Annotated in this window: 18 protein-coding genes; 8 read left to right on the top strand and 10 right to left on the bottom strand. The window is 46.5% G+C overall.

Going from position 1 to position 16,534, the window contains the following annotated elements; genetic code table 11:
* Positions 1–42: 42 nt before the first annotated feature.
* From QWZ05_RS10870 to argR, 3 genes are all read right to left on the bottom strand, one after another.
* Entirely contained in the window at positions 43–2,622 is a 2,580-nt protein-coding gene (locus tag QWZ05_RS10870) for a TRAP transporter permease (protein ID WP_290298380.1), read from the bottom strand.
* Between the two features lie 261 nt (positions 2,623–2,883).
* Positions 2,884–3,852 carry a TAXI family TRAP transporter solute-binding subunit gene (locus QWZ05_RS10865; RefSeq protein ID WP_290298378.1) on the bottom strand — a complete coding sequence of 323 codons (969 nt, stop codon included), beginning with the start codon at positions 3,850–3,852 and terminating at the stop codon, positions 2,884–2,886.
* Positions 3,853–4,229: 377 nt separating this feature from the next.
* Positions 4,230–4,700, bottom strand: a complete 471-nt coding sequence (gene argR, locus QWZ05_RS10860; protein ID WP_264877718.1) for a transcriptional regulator ArgR — start codon at positions 4,698–4,700, stop codon at positions 4,230–4,232.
* A gap of 312 nt (positions 4,701–5,012) precedes the next feature.
* Here argR and mdh point away from each other — a divergent pair, with 312 nt between their 5' ends.
* On the top strand, positions 5,013–5,948 hold the full coding sequence (gene mdh, locus QWZ05_RS10855; protein WP_264877719.1) for a malate dehydrogenase: 936 nt from the start codon (positions 5,013–5,015) through the stop codon (positions 5,946–5,948).
* A gap of 177 nt (positions 5,949–6,125) precedes the next feature.
* Entirely contained in the window at positions 6,126–6,317 is a 192-nt protein-coding gene (locus QWZ05_RS10850; protein WP_264877720.1) for a hypothetical protein, read from the top strand.
* A gap of 136 nt (positions 6,318–6,453) precedes the next feature.
* On the opposite strand, the gene ispB is transcribed toward QWZ05_RS10850, so the two are convergent.
* Entirely contained in the window at positions 6,454–7,425 is a 972-nt protein-coding gene (gene ispB, locus QWZ05_RS10845) for an octaprenyl diphosphate synthase (RefSeq protein ID WP_264877722.1), read from the bottom strand.
* Between the two features lie 271 nt (positions 7,426–7,696).
* On the opposite strand from ispB, the gene rplU reads away from it, so the two are divergent.
* The 6 genes from rplU (at position 7,697) to folA (ending at position 11,682) form a co-directional block, all read left to right on the top strand.
* Positions 7,697–8,008: a 50S ribosomal protein L21 gene (rplU, locus tag QWZ05_RS10840; RefSeq protein ID WP_047046372.1), complete on the top strand. Its 312-nt coding sequence runs from the start codon at positions 7,697–7,699 to the stop codon at positions 8,006–8,008.
* 19 nt (positions 8,009–8,027) lie between these two features.
* Positions 8,028–8,285, top strand: a complete 258-nt coding sequence (rpmA, locus tag QWZ05_RS10835) for a 50S ribosomal protein L27 (protein ID WP_005383095.1) — start codon at positions 8,028–8,030, stop codon at positions 8,283–8,285.
* A gap of 316 nt (positions 8,286–8,601) precedes the next feature.
* The gene (cgtA, locus tag QWZ05_RS10830) at positions 8,602–9,774 is read left to right on the top strand and encodes an Obg family GTPase CgtA (protein ID WP_264877763.1); all 1,173 of its coding nucleotides are present in this window, start codon (positions 8,602–8,604) and stop codon (positions 9,772–9,774) included.
* A 137-nt stretch (positions 9,775–9,911) separates the two neighbouring features.
* The gene (locus tag QWZ05_RS10825; RefSeq protein WP_264877764.1) at positions 9,912–10,682 is read left to right on the top strand and encodes a threonine/serine exporter family protein; all 771 of its coding nucleotides are present in this window, start codon (positions 9,912–9,914) and stop codon (positions 10,680–10,682) included.
* On the top strand, positions 10,679–11,146 hold the full coding sequence (locus QWZ05_RS10820; protein ID WP_390216849.1) for a threonine/serine exporter family protein: 468 nt from the start codon (positions 10,679–10,681) through the stop codon (positions 11,144–11,146). The genes QWZ05_RS10825 and QWZ05_RS10820 overlap by 4 nt, the downstream gene beginning before the upstream one ends.
* Positions 11,147–11,196: 50 nt before the next feature.
* Positions 11,197–11,682, top strand: coding sequence for a type 3 dihydrofolate reductase (gene folA, locus QWZ05_RS10815; protein ID WP_290298370.1), 486 nt, complete (start codon positions 11,197–11,199; stop codon positions 11,680–11,682).
* Between the two features lie 58 nt (positions 11,683–11,740).
* Here folA and QWZ05_RS10810 read toward each other — a convergent pair whose 3' ends face one another.
* From QWZ05_RS10810 to surA, 6 genes are all read right to left on the bottom strand, one after another.
* On the bottom strand, positions 11,741–12,046 hold the full coding sequence (locus QWZ05_RS10810; RefSeq protein ID WP_264877767.1) for a hypothetical protein: 306 nt from the start codon (positions 12,044–12,046) through the stop codon (positions 11,741–11,743).
* A gap of 136 nt (positions 12,047–12,182) precedes the next feature.
* A complete protein-coding gene (locus QWZ05_RS10805) occupies positions 12,183–12,998 on the bottom strand; it encodes a symmetrical bis(5'-nucleosyl)-tetraphosphatase (protein WP_290298367.1) in 816 nt (271 codons plus the stop codon).
* 8 nt (positions 12,999–13,006) lie between these two features.
* Positions 13,007–13,387, bottom strand: coding sequence for a Co2+/Mg2+ efflux facilitator ApaG/CorD (apaG, locus tag QWZ05_RS10800; RefSeq protein ID WP_290298365.1), 381 nt, complete (start codon positions 13,385–13,387; stop codon positions 13,007–13,009).
* 53 nt (positions 13,388–13,440) lie between these two features.
* Positions 13,441–14,244 carry a 16S rRNA (adenine(1518)-N(6)/adenine(1519)-N(6))-dimethyltransferase RsmA gene (gene rsmA, locus QWZ05_RS10795; protein ID WP_264877770.1) on the bottom strand — a complete coding sequence of 268 codons (804 nt, stop codon included), beginning with the start codon at positions 14,242–14,244 and terminating at the stop codon, positions 13,441–13,443.
* The gene (pdxA, locus tag QWZ05_RS10790; RefSeq protein ID WP_264878213.1) at positions 14,241–15,230 is read right to left on the bottom strand and encodes a 4-hydroxythreonine-4-phosphate dehydrogenase PdxA; all 990 of its coding nucleotides are present in this window, start codon (positions 15,228–15,230) and stop codon (positions 14,241–14,243) included. Before pdxA ends, rsmA begins: the two co-directional genes overlap by 4 nt.
* Positions 15,220–16,515: a peptidylprolyl isomerase SurA gene (gene surA, locus QWZ05_RS10785; protein ID WP_290298363.1), complete on the bottom strand. Its 1,296-nt coding sequence runs from the start codon at positions 16,513–16,515 to the stop codon at positions 15,220–15,222. Before surA ends, pdxA begins: the two co-directional genes overlap by 11 nt.
* Positions 16,516–16,534: the final 19 nt, after the last annotated feature.

Here is a 16,534-nt window from a genome sequence, read left to right as displayed (position 1 = left end):
TCTTTTTGTATCGGCTCAGCGTTTCCTGCTGAGCCATATTTGTTAGGCGCTAACTTGCTCCTTGCGAGCGCGACGTAATTGATTCCAGCCCATCAAGCAAACGATCAATAGTGTCGGTACGAAGACCCACTCTTTCATTGGTCGTTCGGCTTTTTGGACGATAGATTTAATTTCCCAATCGAAGTCGATACCCGATGCTTCGGCTGGGCTGCCGAATTCAACCATATCAACCAGCATTTTGCCCTCGTCTTCGATAAGCATTAGTCCCATAGAAGAGATACGATCTTCTGCACCGACAGCTTTATCATCGAAGGGTAACTTAACCGTTTTTTCTACGTATCGACCGTCAAGTGTTTCCCCGGCAACTTCAAGGCGCACAGCCTCACCGACGGGCAGAGCTTCGACAACTTCACTTAACTCGATACCCGGCTTTATCTCTTGTGCAGGATAGACCATGTCCCACCAAAAGCCAGGACGGAAGAAGGTAAAGGTTAGAACGAGCAGTAAGAGCGTCTCCCACCACTTATTGCGAGTAAACCACCAACCTTGAGTCGCTGCCGAAAACAGCAGCATTGCAATGATTGACGAGATTACTGTGAGCGCTAAGTGCCACCATGTATCAACTCCCATCATGAGTAGCTGCGTGTTGAATACAAACATGAAGGGTAGAATGGCAGTACGGATATCATAGGTAAAGCCCTGAATACCGGTACGAATAGGATCCGATTTCGCTATTGCAGCCGCGGCAAACGCAGCTAAACCCACTGGTGGTGTATCATCGGCTAAGATCCCGAAATAGAACACAAACAGGTGTACTGCGATGAGCGGGATGATCAATCCGTGGGCTGCACCAAGGGTAACAATCACCGGAGCCATTAGCGTTGATACAACGATGTAGTTTGCTGTAGTGGGCAGACCCATACCTAAAATCAAACTAATAATCGCGGTAAAGATCAGCACCAGGATAATGCTTCCGCCAGAGATATACTCTACAAAGTCAGTCATTACTAAGCCGATACCAGTGAGCGTAACAACCCCAACGACTGTACCAGCAGCAGCAGTTGCCACACCGATACCGATCATATTGCGCGCACCATTGACGAGGCTCTCTACCAAATCAACGCCACCGGCTTTTGCTTGTTCAGCCACATCGTTGGTCTTTGCCATGATAGCCATGATTGGGCGTTGAGTGATCAGGATGAAGATCATGAACACAGTTGCCCAAAATGCAGAGAGTCCTGGTGAGAAACGCTCTACTGTCAAACACCAGACTAAAACTACGATCGGTAGTAGGAAGTGGAGACCAGATTTAATCGTTGGGCCAGGTTCGGGAACTTCTGTCAACTCTGCATCAATTTCAATCTGGCCGTCTTTCATATGATTAGCTGAAATTTTAAGTAAGCCAATGTATGCCAATAACAGCGCGACGGTGACGATCGGTGTTGCAGCGGCGCCGAAAACATCTTTTGTCCAACCGACACCATAGTAGACGGCAGCACTGATAACGCATAGACCGAGAATCGTTCCTGTAAACGAAAGAAGGCTTTGAACTAGTGTCGGAGTATGACGGCGAGGTAGCCCTGTCATACCGGCCTTGCATGCTTCCAAGTGGACAATATAAATGAGTGCGATGTAGGAAATAAGTGCCGGCAGTAGAGCCGCTTTAATGACTTCTACATACGATATGCCGACATATTCCACCATTAAGAATGCTGCTGCACCCATAATTGGTGGGGTAAGTTGACCATTGGTGGAAGCGGCAACTTCTACCGCTCCAGCTTTTGTGCCAGGGAAGCCAACGCGCTTCATCAGTGGGATAGTGAACGTTCCCGTTGTCACCACGTTTGCAATTGAAGAGCCAGACACCAAGCCCGAAAGGCCAGAGGCAACTACAGCTGCTTTTGCTGGTCCACCTTTCATGTGACCGAGCAACGAAAAGGCAACTTTAATAAAGTATGCACCAGCGCCTGCACGCTCAAGCATGGCACCAAAAAGCACAAATAAGAAAACAAATGAGGTAGACACCCCTAATGCAACACCAAATACCCCTTCTGTTGTCAGCCAAAGATGGGACATGGCTTTATTTAAGCTCGCCCCTTTGTGCGCGATAACATCTGGCATATGTGGGCCAGCGAAGGTATAGGTGAGAAAGACCGCTGCAACCACCATTAATGGCGGGCCTAAAGCACGGCGTGTAGCTTCAAGGAGCAGCACCATACCTGTGACGGCAAAAATAATATCTGGCGTTGTTGGTGCACCAGAGCGCCCCGCTAGCTCTGCGTAGAAAATGTAGATGTAAGCCGCGGAGAAGCTACCAGCGAGTGCCAACAACCAGTCTATCGCTGGGATGTGGTCGCGTGGTGAGTTCTTCATTGCAGGGTAAGCTGTGAAGGCTAGGAAAATAGCGAATGTAAGGTGGATAGCCCGAGCTTGGGTATCATTGAGCACACCAAAATCAAAAATGAACGGTAGCGGAGAGGCGTACCAAAGCTGGAATAGTGACCAGCACAAAGGTACAAACCATAAAATACGTCCTTGAATGCCAGCAGGGCTTCGAGCGCCGGTGTCGGCTTGCGCCACCATATCTTGCACATCTTGAGACGGAGTGTTATTCGTCGTCATGTACTCTTCCTTATTATTGTCTGCTCTGTAAGTTATAGTTCTGATCAGAGCATCTATACGCCCTTTTCAGTGTAGTGAAAGGCGTTAGCTTTGCTTTCTTAAACTAGTGTGATCTTTTGGGAGTGATCGAGCATTTAGTTTGATCACGCATGAGCGGATACAGCACTAGATGGGCAGAAAGGCATTAAAACGAGAAACCCCACAAAAAGTGGGGAAAAGATCAAAGGCGAGAATACGCGCTCGCCTTTAGATTTGAAGTGGTTACTTAAGTAGGCCGACTTCTTTGTAGTATTTCTCTGCACCTGGGTGTAGAGGAATCGAAAGACCCGCTTGTACCATATCTTCTTTCTTCAGGTTAGCGAACGCTGGGTGAAGACGCTTGAAGGTATCAAAGTTTTCGAATACTGCTTTGGCAACGTTGTAGGCAACTTCGTCAGAAACGTCAGAGGTTGTGACCATAGTAGCCGCTACACCGAAGCTGTTAACATCAACATCAGTACCACGGTACATGCCTGCTGGCACTGTACTGTAAGCATAGTATGGGTTGTCAGCGACGATCTTATCGATCTCTGTACCTGTTGCAGATACTAGCTTCGCATCACAGGATGTTGTGGCTTCTTTGATAGATCCGTTCGGGTGACCCACCATGTAAATGAACGCGTCAATCTTGTTATCACACAGTGCTTGTGAGCGTTCAGAGCCTTTAAGCTCAGAAGCGAGTTTGAAACTATCGTTAGTCCAACCCATTGAATCCATCACCACGCCCATAGTCGCGCGGTCACCAGAGCCAGGGTTACCGATATTGACGCGCTTGCCTTTTAGGTCAGTCACGTTTTCAATGCCAGCGTCTGAACGAGCGATAATGTTGAAAGGTTCAGTGTGAAGAGAGAACATCGCTCTAAGCTTTTTGTATGGACCTTGCTGTTCGAACTTGCTGGTACCATTGTAGCCGTGATATTGCCAGTCAGACTGCACAACACCGAAGTCCAGTTCACCAGAGCGAATAGTGTTCACGTTGTAGATCGAGCCACCAGTTGACTCTACAGAACAGCGAATGTTGTGTTCTTTACGTCCCTTGTTTACTAGTTTACAAATTGCACCACCAGTAGGGTAGTAAACACCAGTTACAGAGCCAGTACCAATCGTAATAAACTCTTGCGCATTGACCGCACCTGCACCCATAACTGCAGCAGCAATTGCCCCTACTTTAATCAGCTTTGTAAATGCCATGAATTTTCCTTCCTTTAATTCATTATTAGACCCAGATTAAGTGTAGTAAGTCTGGGAGTTTCCTCACTGGAAACGGCATCTTTTTCACATCAATTGATGAAAAAGTGACTGGAATGATAGCAAAAAAAACAACAGATAATTACATTAATGTTAAAAAGGGCAGGGTAAAGTTCGGTATTGTAGCCAAACTGTTGCGCTGTTATCGTGGTTATTATTTATTAAAAAACAATAACTTGAACAACCCTCTGGCTTTGAGATAATGATTTTGTGAGATGTGATGTTTATCACACAAATGATTAGGTTGATTGCGTTGACGAGGGGTGAGGGCACTGTTCGAGAAAAGATGTTAAACAGTGCCTTTGTTAAAGAGGCGTTTTTTATCCAGTATATTCAAAGAGTTCACACACGGATTTAAACAGTTGTTCAGTCGTTACAGAGAGCGTTGGTGTAATGAAGATGGTGTCATCACCAGCGACAACCCCAAGGATACCCTCAGACTTGCCAAGGGAGTCAAGCAGTCGAGCAATCAGCTGTGCAGCGCCTGGGCCAGTATGGATAACGACTAACGCATTGTTGTGGTCAATATCGAGTACCAACTCTCTCAGTGAGCTTGATACTGTCGGCACACCTAACTCAGCAGGAAGGCAATATACCATTTCCATTTTGGCGTTACGCGTACGCACTGCGCCAAACTTAGTCAGCATTCGTGACACTTTGGATTGGTTGATGTTTTCGAAGCCTTCGTGTTTCAGAGCATCAACGATATCGCCCTGTGAACCGAATCTTTCTTCTTTCAAGAGTGCTTTAAACGCACGGACTAAATGGTCTTGTTTGTCTGAATTTCGCATGGTCATATCTTTATAATTGTTAGTACCTGCATATTTTCGCATAGATATGCAGGTTGAAACAATTTGTTTAACAAATTCTGTCTATGGGGTCACTGTAAAGATTGTCATTACAAGGCAATATGATTGAAAAATAATCGAGAAAGAATAGAAATCCCCACAAGTTAACGACGTAGTTTCGCCAATAAGGTGCTGCGTGAGGTCGCAAACAAGAGGTTAATTAATTGTAAATTTCTTGTGTTTTCGATAGCTTGGGGAGACAAAAGAATACCCTACAAACCTTAGATAAAGAGTGATTCTCAAGGAGAAACTACGATGAAAGTAGCCGTTATTGGTGCCGCTGGTGGCATCGGTCAAGCCCTAGCCCTATTACTAAAAAATCGTCTACCTGCAGGTTCTGATCTTGCTTTGTATGATATCGCCCCTGTAACTCCTGGTGTTGCAGCTGATCTTAGTCATATCCCAACTCCAGTTTCGATCAAAGGTTATGGGGGTGAAGATCCTACGCCTGCGCTAGAAGGTGCTGATGTTGTCTTGATCTCTGCCGGTGTTGCTCGTAAGCCAGGGATGGATCGTGCGGATCTATTTAACGTTAATGCAGGTATCGTTAAATCGCTCGCTGAGAAAATTGCAGTTGTGTGTCCAACAGCGTGTGTGGGTATCATTACTAACCCTGTCAACACAACAGTACCAATAGCCGCGGAAGTACTTAAAAAAGCAGGTGTGTATGACAAGCGTAAATTGTTTGGGGTGACAACGCTTGATGTGATCCGTTCAGAAACCTTCGTTGCCAATCTAAAAGACAAAGATCCAGGTGATATTCGTGTACCTGTGATTGGTGGCCACTCAGGTGTGACTATTCTGCCGCTACTTTCTCAGGTTGAAGGTGTAGAGTTTACGGCTGATGAAGTCGCGGCACTGACAAAACGTATCCAAAATGCCGGTACAGAAGTTGTGGAAGCGAAAGCCGGTGGTGGCTCAGCAACACTGTCTATGGGTCAAGCGGCATGTCGCTTTGGTCTCGCGCTGGTGAAAGCTCTGCAAGGTGAAGAAGGCGTTGTTGAGTGTGCTTATGTTGAGGGTGCTGGAGAACATGCTCCTTACTTCGCACAACCAGTGAAGCTTGGTAAAGAAGGGGTTGAAGAAGTGTTGAGCTATGGTGCGCTAAGTGATTATGAGGCCGCAGCGCTAGATGGCATGCTTGAAACGCTAAACGGTGACATTCAAGTGGGTGTAGACTTCGTCAAATAGCTAATGATTTTTAGGTCACAAGAGTGGCCTTAAAGACAAAAATTGCCTAGAAAACAAATGAAAGCCGAATAGCACTGTTATTCGGCTTTTTTGATCGGCCTGCAATATCAGTCCAAGATGATCGCTTTACTGCTAAGCTCGTAGGTAACACTAGATGTTTTTCATGGAGATTAGGATATGGATAGCGAACGAGTTCATAGTGGTATGATGGTTGAGTGCCAACAAGGTATTGCTCGCGTCTTAGTTAAAGACAAAAAAAACAACATGGTCCTTATTGAGACACAAGATACAAATGAGCAGCTCGCCGTGCACTGTGATGACTTGCAAGAAAATCTGCAGCTCCACTCTGGGTGCGATAGGTACTATTAGCCTATCGCCTTCGATAACCAGTGATCTAAAAAAGAGAGCGTAGGCTCTCTTTTTATTTGTTTCGTGGCTCGTGTCATGCTCGCCTGAGCTCTGATGCGCTAGCTCATTTCAATGAGCTGAGTGCGGTGACCCGCCGCTATGCGTTACGGTGAACGGCTAGGTGGGCAATGTGAACCAGTGCTTCTTTATATTGTGATTCGGGAAGGATAGCGAGCTCGGCGATGGCTTTGTCGGCTTCAGCGAGTGCTTTTTGACGGGTGTACTCTAAAGATCCAGTCTCTTCCATAGCAGCTAAGATCTCAGTGAGGCGCTCCATACCGTTTGATTGTTCAATGGCTCCACGAATCATCTCAGCTTGTTGTGCGTTACCGTGCTTCATAGCGTAAAGGAGCGGTAGAGTGGGTTTGCCTTCAGCTAGGTCATCGCCAACGTTTTTGCCCATCGCATCACCATCTGAGGTGTAGTCCATGACATCGTCAATCAGTTGGAATGCTGTACCGAGGTATTTACCATAGTTTTGCAATGCCACCTCAATCTCTTCAGGCGAGTCATTTAAGATCGCTCCGATTTGAGTAGCGGCTTCAAATAGACGAGCGGTTTTTGAGTAGATCACCTGCATATAGCTTTCTTCTGTGGTGTCAGGATCATTACAGTTCATTAGCTGCTGAACTTCACCTTCGGCGATCACATTCACTGCATCACTCATTAGCTTAAGGATCTTCATTGATCCTAGCTCAGTCATCATTTGAAATGAGCGTGTATAGATGTAATCACCGACTAACACGCTTGCAGCGTTTCCAAAAGCGGCATTGGCGGTTTCTTTACCACGGCGCATATCGGACTCGTCAACCACATCATCATGAAGCAGGGTGGCAGTGTGAATGAATTCAACGAAAGCGGCCGAAAGCGTATGACCCGTTCCTTGGTATCCAAGAGCACGTGCTGACAAAACAGCAAGAAGGGGGCGAATTCGCTTACCACCACTGCTCACGATGTAGAAACCCAGTTGGTTTATGAGCGATACATCTGAATTGAGTTGAGCTTGGATAGTTTCGTTCACTTTTGCCATATCATCGGCAGTAAGGGCTTGGATGGCTTTAAAATCCATTATAATTCCGGCTAAAGGTTGAACCTACAAGGCTTGTCTATTTGAGTTATCGCTGAATAATACACTAAAAAACGTTGATTAATACATGGGTAAAGGGCATCATCTCGGCACTTTATTTTGGCGATTAGGTTTTCGCCAATTTTTTTAAAATATGGCTTGTCATGGGGACGTCCTTTCTGTAGAATCTGCGCCCTATTGATGATTAGTTTAGCGCACACCCATATTGCTCAAATAAAAAGCAAAAGGCTGTGCGGAAAAAGCGGAGTAAAATATGTACGCTGTTTTCCAATCTGGTGGTAAACAACACCGTGTAAGCGAAGGTCAAACTCTTCGTTTAGAGAAATTAGACGTTGAAACTGGTGCAACTGTTGAATTTGATAAAGTTCTACTTGTTGCTAACGGTGAAGACATTCAAGTTGGTGCTCCTCTAGTAGAGGGTGGCAAGGTTGTAGCAGAAGTTGTACAACACGGTCGTGGCGATAAAGTTAAAATCGTTAAGTTCCGTCGTCGTAAGCATTCTCGTAAGCAAGCTGGTCACCGTCAGTGGTTCACTGAAGTGAAAATCACTGGCATCAACGCTTAATTTTTAGGAGAGTTTAACAATGGCACACAAAAAAGCTGGTGGTTCTACTCGTAACGGCCGCGATTCAGAAAGCAAACGCCTTGGTGTTAAGCGTTTCGGTGGTGAATCTGTTCTTGCAGGTAACATCATCGTACGTCAACGTGGTACTAAGTTCCACGCTGGTAACAACGTAGGTATCGGTAAAGACCACACTCTTTTCGCTCTTACTGAAGGTAAAGTGAAATTTGAAGTGAAAGGTCCTAAAAACCGTAAATTTGTTAGCATCGAAGCTGAGTAATTTTAGTCCTAGACTAAATTACTAATTAAGCTTTCAAGCTGAATTCAAAAGCCCTGCCGATTCGGCGGGGTTTTTTATTTTTGGCTTTTGATGTGAGAACACAAGCAGCAAAGTTCAAATACTAAGGCACTCTGAAAAGAGTCCCTCATTATTTGTTCCTGAGTGGCAGAGCGATCTGGATCTAAGGTGATCGATCTGATTTTAGGATCTGCTAGAATTTATATCATTCAATGATGACGGCTGTAATACAGTGAGGACTCATTGAGATGATATTTGCAACGCAGCTACGTGTCGTAGCAATAGAGCGGAGTAAGAGATGAAATTCGTTGATGAAGCGGTAGTAAAAATCCAAGCCGGTGACGGTGGTAATGGTGTAGTGAGTTTCTGGCGTGAGAAATTCGTTGCGAAAGGTGGTCCTGATGGTGGTGACGGCGGTGATGGTGGTGATATTTACATCCAAGCTGACGAGAACCTAAATACCCTTATTGATTACCGCTTCCAGCGCTTCTATGAAGCGGAACGTGGTGAAAATGGTCGTGGTGGTAACTGTACAGGTAAGCGTGGTAAAGACAAAGTTCTACGCGTACCAGTCGGTACTCGCGCTGTTGATATCCATACAAATGAAATTGTGGGTGAGGTTGCTGAGCACGGCAAGAAAGTGATGGTCGGCAAAGGCGGTTGGCACGGTCTGGGTAACACGCGCTTTAAGTCTTCGGTAAACCGCGCACCTCGTCAAAAGACGCTAGGTACAAAAGGTGAGGTTCGTGAGCTTCGCCTTGAGCTTCTTCTTCTGGCCGATGTAGGTATGCTGGGCTTGCCTAACGCAGGTAAATCAACCTTTATCCGCGCGGTATCGGCGGCAAAACCTAAGGTAGCGGATTACCCGTTTACCACACTTATTCCAAGCTTAGGCGTGGTTAGTGTCGTTCCTGAGAAGAGCTTCGTTGTAGCCGATATTCCTGGTCTAATTGAAGGTGCTGCAGATGGCGCTGGTCTAGGTATCCGTTTCTTGAAACACCTAGAGCGCTGTCGTGTACTGCTGCATGTGATTGATATCATGCCAATCGATCAGTCTGATCCAGTGCAAAATGCGTTGACGATCATTGATGAGCTAGAGCAGTACAGTGAAAAACTGGCAGGCAAGCCTCGCTGGTTAGTGTTCAACAAAGTTGATCTAATGCCTGAAGATGAAGCGAATGAGAAGATCCAAGAGATCCTCGATGCGCTAGGCTGGGAAGAGCAATACTTCAAAGTTTCGGCGATCAATAAGCTAGGCACTAAAGAGCTATGTTACAAACTGGCTGACTTTATGGAAGCTCTGCCGCGTGAAGAAGAAGAGATCTCAGAAGAAGAAAAAGTCAACTTCATGTGGGACGACTACCACAAAGATGCGATGGCAGGCAGCGATGTTGTCTCTGAGGATGATGACGACTGGGATGAATGGGACGACGATGAAGATGACGGTCACGTTATCTGGGTTCGTGAGTAATTCTCTTTTCCCATACTCGATCGCGAGTGATGAATGAAAAAACCGCTTAATTGCGGTTTTTTTGTATCTATATCAAGATACATTCAAATTTTTGGAGTATAAATTAAACTCTAGTTGAATGGAGTCAGGAGCCTGAAATGGATAGCAAGCAGCGAGAGGTATCTCGTTTAATTGCACAAGCTGGTCAAATGTTACTTGCTCATGGAGCGGAAAGCACTTTGGTGAGTACCGTGATGCGCCGTATCGGTATCGCCGCAGGCATCGAAGAGGTCGAAGTTGCCTTATCGGCAGATGCACTTGTTGTGACGACCGTATTTAATGAGCACTGTGTTACCACTACCCGTAGCTGCGCAGATCGCGGTATCAATATGCGCGTGATAACCCAGATCCAACGCATCTGTATCATGATGGAAAAGGGGATTCTCGATTACCACATGGCGCAGGAGCAACTTAATCGGATTAGTCCTGAGCGTTATAACCGTTGGCTTGTTGTACTCATGATCGGCTTGTCTTGTGCCTGCTTTAGCCGTTTAGCCGGAGGTGATTTGGGTGTGTTCATCATGACCTTTATCTCATCAGCGTTGGGTATGATCGTTCGCCAAGAGCTTGGGCATCGCCATTTCAATCCTTTAGTTAACTTTGCTGCTACAGCGTTTGTCACTTCGACCATTTCAGCTCAAGCCGTTATCTACTCTATCGGTAATCAACCTACGATAGTAATGGCATCGTCAGTGTTGATGCTGGTGCCAGGTCTTCCTTTAATTAATGCCGTCGCAGACATGCTTAAAGGTCACATTAACATGGGCATAGCACGCTTTATGATGGCTAGTCTGCTCACACTTGCCACTAGTGTTGGCATAGTCGCTTCGATGAGTTTAACCGGAATTTGGGGATGGATGGGGTCATGATGTCTCTATTGATGGGCTTATTAGAAGATATGTTGCTAGCTTCAGTTCCTGCCGTTGGGTTTGCGATGGTGTTTAACGTACCGCAAAAAGCGTTGTTCTATTGTGGTATTGGCGGTGCGATCGGCCATGGTTCACGTTACTTGATGATGCATTTTGGCTTACCGATTGAATGGGCGACCTTCTTTGCTGCAGCATTGGTGAGTATGATTGGTATTCATTGGTCACAGCGATTTCTTGCCCACCCGAAGGTGTTTACAGTGGCAGCGATGATTCCGATGGTGCCGGGTGTCTTTGCTTATAAAGCGATGATCTCTTTGATCGAGTTGCACTCGTTAGGTTACTCCGAGTCATTAATGGCAACGTTAACAGAGAACTTCCTCACCGCTATCTTTATTATTGCTGCGCTTGCCGTTGGCTTAGCCGTTCCTGGGCTGCTATTCTATCGCCGCAAACCTATCATCTAACCGTGTTTAGATGAGGCGACTTATCCCCAGACTCGATATTAGGAAGATTGATGATCATTAGTATGATTGCCGCGATGGCAGACGATCGAATTATTGGTAAAGACAACCAAATGCCTTGGCACCTCCCTGCCGATTTCGCTTGGTTTAAGCGTTGTACGCTAGGTAAACCGATTGTAATGGGGAGAAAAACCTATGACTCGATTGGTCGCCCGTTGCCAGGTCGCCTAAATATTGTCATTACTCGAGATACTCAATTGCAGATTGAAGGCGTGACAGTTGTGCAGTCTATTGAGCAAGCGATTGAAGCGGCGGGTGAGGTAGAAGAGTTAATGATTATTGGCGGTGGCAGTATTTATGAGGCGTGTTTAGACCGCTGCGAGCGATTATACCTGACGTTTATCAAAGCGAATGTTGACGGTGACACTCGATTCCCACAGTGGGATGACGCATTTAAAACGGTAGCGACAGAATCTTTTTCTGCTGATGAGAAAAACGTTTACGACATGGATTTTGTGGTCTTAGAGCGAAATCGTTAATCGGTTTTGTGGGCGCTTGTAGGGTGATAAATGATCCCACCCTACAAGTTATTATCGTTCAAACAAGATCCCTCAATAGAATTTCCATCTCATCATTCGCTTCTTCTATCGCAAAGTTGAGGTCTAGGGCATCTCTTGATGCGAGCGTGAGCTGCCATCTGCTTTTTTTAACACCATCGTCATGGAAGCCAACGACCTTAACCTTGTCACCTTGATGCTCGAATCGCACTTTGTCTAAATTTGCATGATAGTGCTTACGGCTTTCAACAATATCGATATCAACTTCGCCGACTGGATTAATTTCCACATGGGCATGATCGCGATTGGCGTTTGGTATTAGGTAGTCTCGTTGCTTTTTGATCATCCTTTCCATCCTCCACCTGATAAAACTCATTACAAAGTTTAGGCGAAGGATTGGCCGGTATTGTTAAGTTGAGATGAAGGCTGATCTTGGTCAATAAATAGACGATTTAATATAGACATAAAAAGCATTGCGCGTCTTAGCACAATGCTGACTGAGTGTAGGTTTTTTGCGTTTCCCAGTGCAGCAAGGTCAGTTCTCCGCCCCAAACGCATCCCGTATCTAGACCGTAGACGCCATTTTTTTGGTAGCCTTGCAGAGCTGCCCAGTGACCAAAGATCACGCCTTTATTGATTGGCTCTCTGTTTGGCCAATCGAACCAAGGCATCAGTGACGACTCTGCGAGCTCTTGTGGGGGAAGTTTACAGTCCATATCAAGTCTGCCATCTGATGTGACAAAGCGCATACGTGTAAGGCCGTTAATGGTGTAGATGATGCGATCTAGGCCATCCAGATCGGTTTGCCACTGGTCGGGCTGATTTTGGTACATATTTTCCATCAACCAAGCAAAGCGATCGCTTTGTAATATGCTTTCGACATGCCTAGCTTGAGATCGAGCGGTGTCTAAGTCCCAGCATGGTGGAATGCCAGCATGACTCATCACAAACTCTGGGTGTTCGGCTAGCAGTGGCTGACAGCGTAGCCATTGCAGTAGCTCATCTCGGTCAGGGGCATCAAATATCGGTGCGGTGCGGTCTTTGTCTTTGAGCTTTTTAACCCCTAAAGATACGGCCAGTAGGTGCAGATCGTGATTGCCTAAGACTATTTGCACAGACTCTCTTTGCTGGTAGGCAAAGCGAAGCGTGTCGAGCGACTTAGGCCCACGAGCAACAAGGTCGCCAGCAATCCAGAGCTTATCAGTAGTTGGGTTGAAGTTTACTTTATCAAGCAGAAGTAATAGCTCGTCATGGCAACCTTGAATGTCGCCGACGATGTAATTGGCAGTGTGCTTCACCGAGTCTCCTAGTTAAGAATATTAGGTACCGCGAGTCGGAATGGATCTATTTCAGCAATAAAGGGCTGCTTGCTGGCGTCGTGCATGATGTATTGGCCTTGCATCACACCCACAGGTGTTTCAATGGCAGTACCGCTAGAGTAGGTGTACTCGTCGTGAGCGTCTATGATGGGCTGTTTGCCCACAACGCCTTCACCCTCAATGGTCAACTGCTTACCGTTTGCATCAGTGATGAGCCAGCGACGACTAATCAGTTGTACGGGTTGCGCACTGAGGTTTTTTATCGTGATGAGATAGGCAAACACATAGCGCCCTTTGTCTGGCTCTGACTGAGTTTCGATGTATTTGCTGTGTACTTGAACTTTAATACAAGGTGTTGGTGTATTCATGTTCTTTCCTTATGCACGATAAAACAAAAGCAGGCCGAAGCCTGCTTTTTTGATTAGTGGCGAGCCTCTAGAAGGTTCGCCATCGCAACAAATTGCTCTAATGTTAGGTTTTCTGGTCGCATGCTTGGGTTAATACCCAGCTCGGCTAAATCGTCATCGTTCAGCAGCGCCTTGTAGCAGTTACGAACCGTTTTACGACGTTGGTTGAAGCCTTCACGACACACACGGTCTAGCCACTTGATGTCCTTTACTGGATGTGGGATCTCTTCGTAAGGGACAAGACGCACAACGGCAGAGTCCACTTTCGGTGGCGGAACAAAGGCCGTTGGTGGTACTTCAAGCACAGGAACGACTTTACAGTAGTATTGAGCCATCACGGTTAGGCGGCCGTAAGCTTTAGTGCCAGGGCCAGCAGCTAGACGGTTTACCACCTCTTTTTGCAGCATGAAGTGCATATCCTGAACGTCTTTATGAAACTCGAACAGGTGGAACATCAGTGGCGTTGAGATGTTGTATGGTAGGTTACCGAAAATACGCAGCTTGTTGTTTGGTTTAACAAGTTGCGTGAAGTCGAAGCGCATCGCATCGCCTTCATGAATAGTCAGCTTGTCGCCCAGCTCAGGGTGGTTACGCAGACGCTCGGCCAAGTCACGGTCAAGCTCGATAACCGTAAATTTGTCGACTTGTTTGCCTACAGGCTCAGTGATTGCACCAAGACCTGGGCCGATTTCGACAAGGTTTTCACCTGATTTTGGGTTAATCGAAGAAACGATCCCATCAATAATGTATGGGTCGTTCAAGAAGTTTTGACCAAAACGTTTACGCGCTTTGTGTCCTAAGTGGACATCATTTCTCATTGTTTTTTCTCAACTAATTCTATTGCATGCGCTAGGGCCGTTCGGAAGCTCCCTGTGTCCGCTTGGCCAGTTCCCGCAAGATCTAATGCGGTACCATGATCGACTGAGGTTCTTATAAAGGGTAGTCCAAGTGTGATGTTCACTGAACGCCCAAAGCCTTTATATTTTAATACCGGCAGAACTTGATCATGGTACATACCAAGAATAGCATCTGCTTCATCAAGGTACTTTTGATTGAAAATTGTGTCTGCTGGCAGTGGGCCGATAAGGTCCATTGCTTTGTCATTACGCAGACGCTCTAACGTAGGAGTGATGGTCTCTATTTCTTCTCTTCCGAGACAGCCATCTTCTCCCGCGTGAGGATTAAGCCCGCAAACATAGATCTTTGGTCGCGGAATAGCAAATTTTTCTACCAGATCACGGTTTAGAATATCGATAATTTGCTCTAAACGATCTTCAGTGACTGCTTTTGATACATAAGCAAGAGGGATATGAGTCGTGACAAGCGCGACACGCATCCCTTCAGTCGCGAGCATCATTACAACGAGCGGCGTATTCGACTTTTCTGCGAAAAACTCTGTATGGCCGCTAAATGCAACGCCAGCTCGGTTGATCACACCTTTGTGGACAGGGCCGGTAACAACAGCGGCAAATTCACCACTCATACACCCTAACGCTGCACGTTCGAGGGTTTGCAGAACATAGTGCCCGTTGCGCTCGTTCAACTCTCCAATTTGCGCTGGTTCGGCCATTGGGATGTGGTCGACGACAAGCTTGCCCGCGGGAGAGGGGGTAATGTCAGCATCGACGTCGTAGTCAACAAGAGAGACGTCTAAACCAAGTTGCTGCGCACGCGCATTGAGCATCTCTTTATCTGCACAGACTACGAGCTGATGATCCCAAGATTGCTGTGCCAGTGCCAGCGTTAAGTCTGGACCAATACCCGCGGGCTCGCCAGCAGTAATAACGATACGCTTAGCTGTCATCATCATCACCCGTTACTTCTTCAACAAAGGCACTGGCACGAATTTCTTGTACCCATGCACTCGCTTCTTCATTGAACTTACGATTGAACAGGATGCGATACGCGCGGTTTTTTAACGCAGAATCTGTGCGGTCAACTTCACGACGCTCCATGACTTCTACAATGTGCCAACCATGAACCGTCTTGAATGGTTCACTGATTTGACCTGTAGGTAGCGTTTCAACTTGGTGTTTAAATTCTGGCACGTAAAGGTCAGGCGTTTGGAATCCTAGTTCACCATCTTTGGCCGCAGAGCCAGGGTCTTGGCTATATTGCTGAGCCATTTCACCAAATGTTGCATCGCCAGATTCGATGCGCTGAGTGATCTCATTTAACTCACGCAGTACGCCATCATCACTGAGAATCACGGTCGGTTTAATTAGGATATGACGAGCATTTACTTCGGTAACCGCGACAGTCTCAAGGCCTTTTACGTCATCAATCTTTAGGATATGGAAGCCAACGCCACTGCGGAATGGGCCGATAATGCTGCCTTTGTTTTCTAGCTTTATTTGGTCGGCAAAAATGGTAGGCATCTCTTCTTTGCGCATCCAACCCCAGTCACCACCTTCCAGCGCCTTCGGACCTTTGGAGTAGGTGTAGGCCATGTTGGCAAAGTCAGCACCCGCTTTGAGTTCAGCAACCAGTTCGTTGGCCTGCTTTTCAAGTTCAGCCTTGTCTTCGTTGTCACTAAAGCGCAGTTGAATGTGGCTAATGTTGTATTGAACTGTGGCGTTGGTTTCTTCAGCAAGTAACTCTGCTAGGTTATCCAATTCTGCTGGAAGGATATTGATGCGGCTGCGTACTAACGCGTTACGCGCTTCACTAGCGGCGATCTCTTTACGCACTTGTTCACGGAAAGCGGCGTAAGTTAAGCCCTCTTTGGCGACTGATTGTGTAAGCTGCTCAACGGTTTGGTTGTTGCTCGCGGCAATCTCTCCAATCGCTTCGTTGAGGCGGTTATCATCAATTCGCACACCGATACGTTCTGCTTCTTGTTGCTGTAGCGTATCAATGACTAGCTTTTCAATTACTTGTTCACGCAAGATATCAGCACTTGGCAAAGCTTGTGGGTTATCTGCATTGTTGGCACGCAGCGTTTTCATCGCAGTGTCGATATCGCTTTGCAAGATCACGCCTTCGTTGACGATCACCGCAACTTTGTCCATTTCCGCAGGCTGAGCTTGTACTGCAGCTGTCGCCAAGCTACAAGCTGCTGCTAGGCTGAGTAGAGTTTTGTTCCACATAAAATGTTGTTCCTTTTGA

Source organism: Vibrio agarivorans (assembly GCF_030409635.1).
GTDB classification, from domain to species: Bacteria; Pseudomonadota; Gammaproteobacteria; order Enterobacterales; family Vibrionaceae; genus Vibrio; species Vibrio agarivorans.
This window is presented reverse-complemented; position numbering and strand designations above follow the sequence as displayed.

What these genes read in the sequence shown, in the direction of transcription:
- rplU (WP_047046372.1), top strand. Translation starts at nt 7,697, where the DNA reads ATGTACGCTGTTTTCCAATCTGGTGGTAAACAACACCGTGTAAGCGAA.
- QWZ05_RS10870 (WP_290298380.1), bottom strand. Translation starts at nt 2,622, where the DNA reads ATGACGACGAATAACACTCCGTCTCAAGATGTGCAAGATATGGTGGCG.
- QWZ05_RS10850 (WP_264877720.1), top strand. Translation starts at nt 6,126, where the DNA reads ATGGATAGCGAACGAGTTCATAGTGGTATGATGGTTGAGTGCCAACAA.
- ispB (WP_264877722.1), bottom strand. Translation starts at nt 7,425, where the DNA reads ATGGATTTTAAAGCCATCCAAGCCCTTACTGCCGATGATATGGCAAAA.
- surA (WP_290298363.1), bottom strand. Translation starts at nt 16,515, where the DNA reads ATGTGGAACAAAACTCTACTCAGCCTAGCAGCAGCTTGTAGCTTGGCG.
- folA (WP_290298370.1), top strand. Translation starts at nt 11,197, where the DNA reads ATGATCATTAGTATGATTGCCGCGATGGCAGACGATCGAATTATTGGT.
- argR (WP_264877718.1), bottom strand. Translation starts at nt 4,700, where the DNA reads ATGCGAAATTCAGACAAACAAGACCATTTAGTCCGTGCGTTTAAAGCA.
- rpmA (WP_005383095.1), top strand. Translation starts at nt 8,028, where the DNA reads ATGGCACACAAAAAAGCTGGTGGTTCTACTCGTAACGGCCGCGATTCA.
- QWZ05_RS10810 (WP_264877767.1), bottom strand. Translation starts at nt 12,046, where the DNA reads ATGATCAAAAAGCAACGAGACTACCTAATACCAAACGCCAATCGCGAT.
- pdxA (WP_264878213.1), bottom strand. Translation starts at nt 15,230, where the DNA reads ATGACAGCTAAGCGTATCGTTATTACTGCTGGCGAGCCCGCGGGTATT.
- mdh (WP_264877719.1), top strand. Translation starts at nt 5,013, where the DNA reads ATGAAAGTAGCCGTTATTGGTGCCGCTGGTGGCATCGGTCAAGCCCTA.
- cgtA (WP_264877763.1), top strand. Translation starts at nt 8,602, where the DNA reads ATGAAATTCGTTGATGAAGCGGTAGTAAAAATCCAAGCCGGTGACGGT.
- QWZ05_RS10865 (WP_290298378.1), bottom strand. Translation starts at nt 3,852, where the DNA reads ATGGCATTTACAAAGCTGATTAAAGTAGGGGCAATTGCTGCTGCAGTT.
- rsmA (WP_264877770.1), bottom strand. Translation starts at nt 14,244, where the DNA reads ATGAGAAATGATGTCCACTTAGGACACAAAGCGCGTAAACGTTTTGGT.
- apaG (WP_290298365.1), bottom strand. Translation starts at nt 13,387, where the DNA reads ATGAATACACCAACACCTTGTATTAAAGTTCAAGTACACAGCAAATAC.
- QWZ05_RS10825 (WP_264877764.1), top strand. Translation starts at nt 9,912, where the DNA reads ATGGATAGCAAGCAGCGAGAGGTATCTCGTTTAATTGCACAAGCTGGT.
- QWZ05_RS10820 (WP_390216849.1), top strand. Translation starts at nt 10,679, where the DNA reads ATGATGTCTCTATTGATGGGCTTATTAGAAGATATGTTGCTAGCTTCA.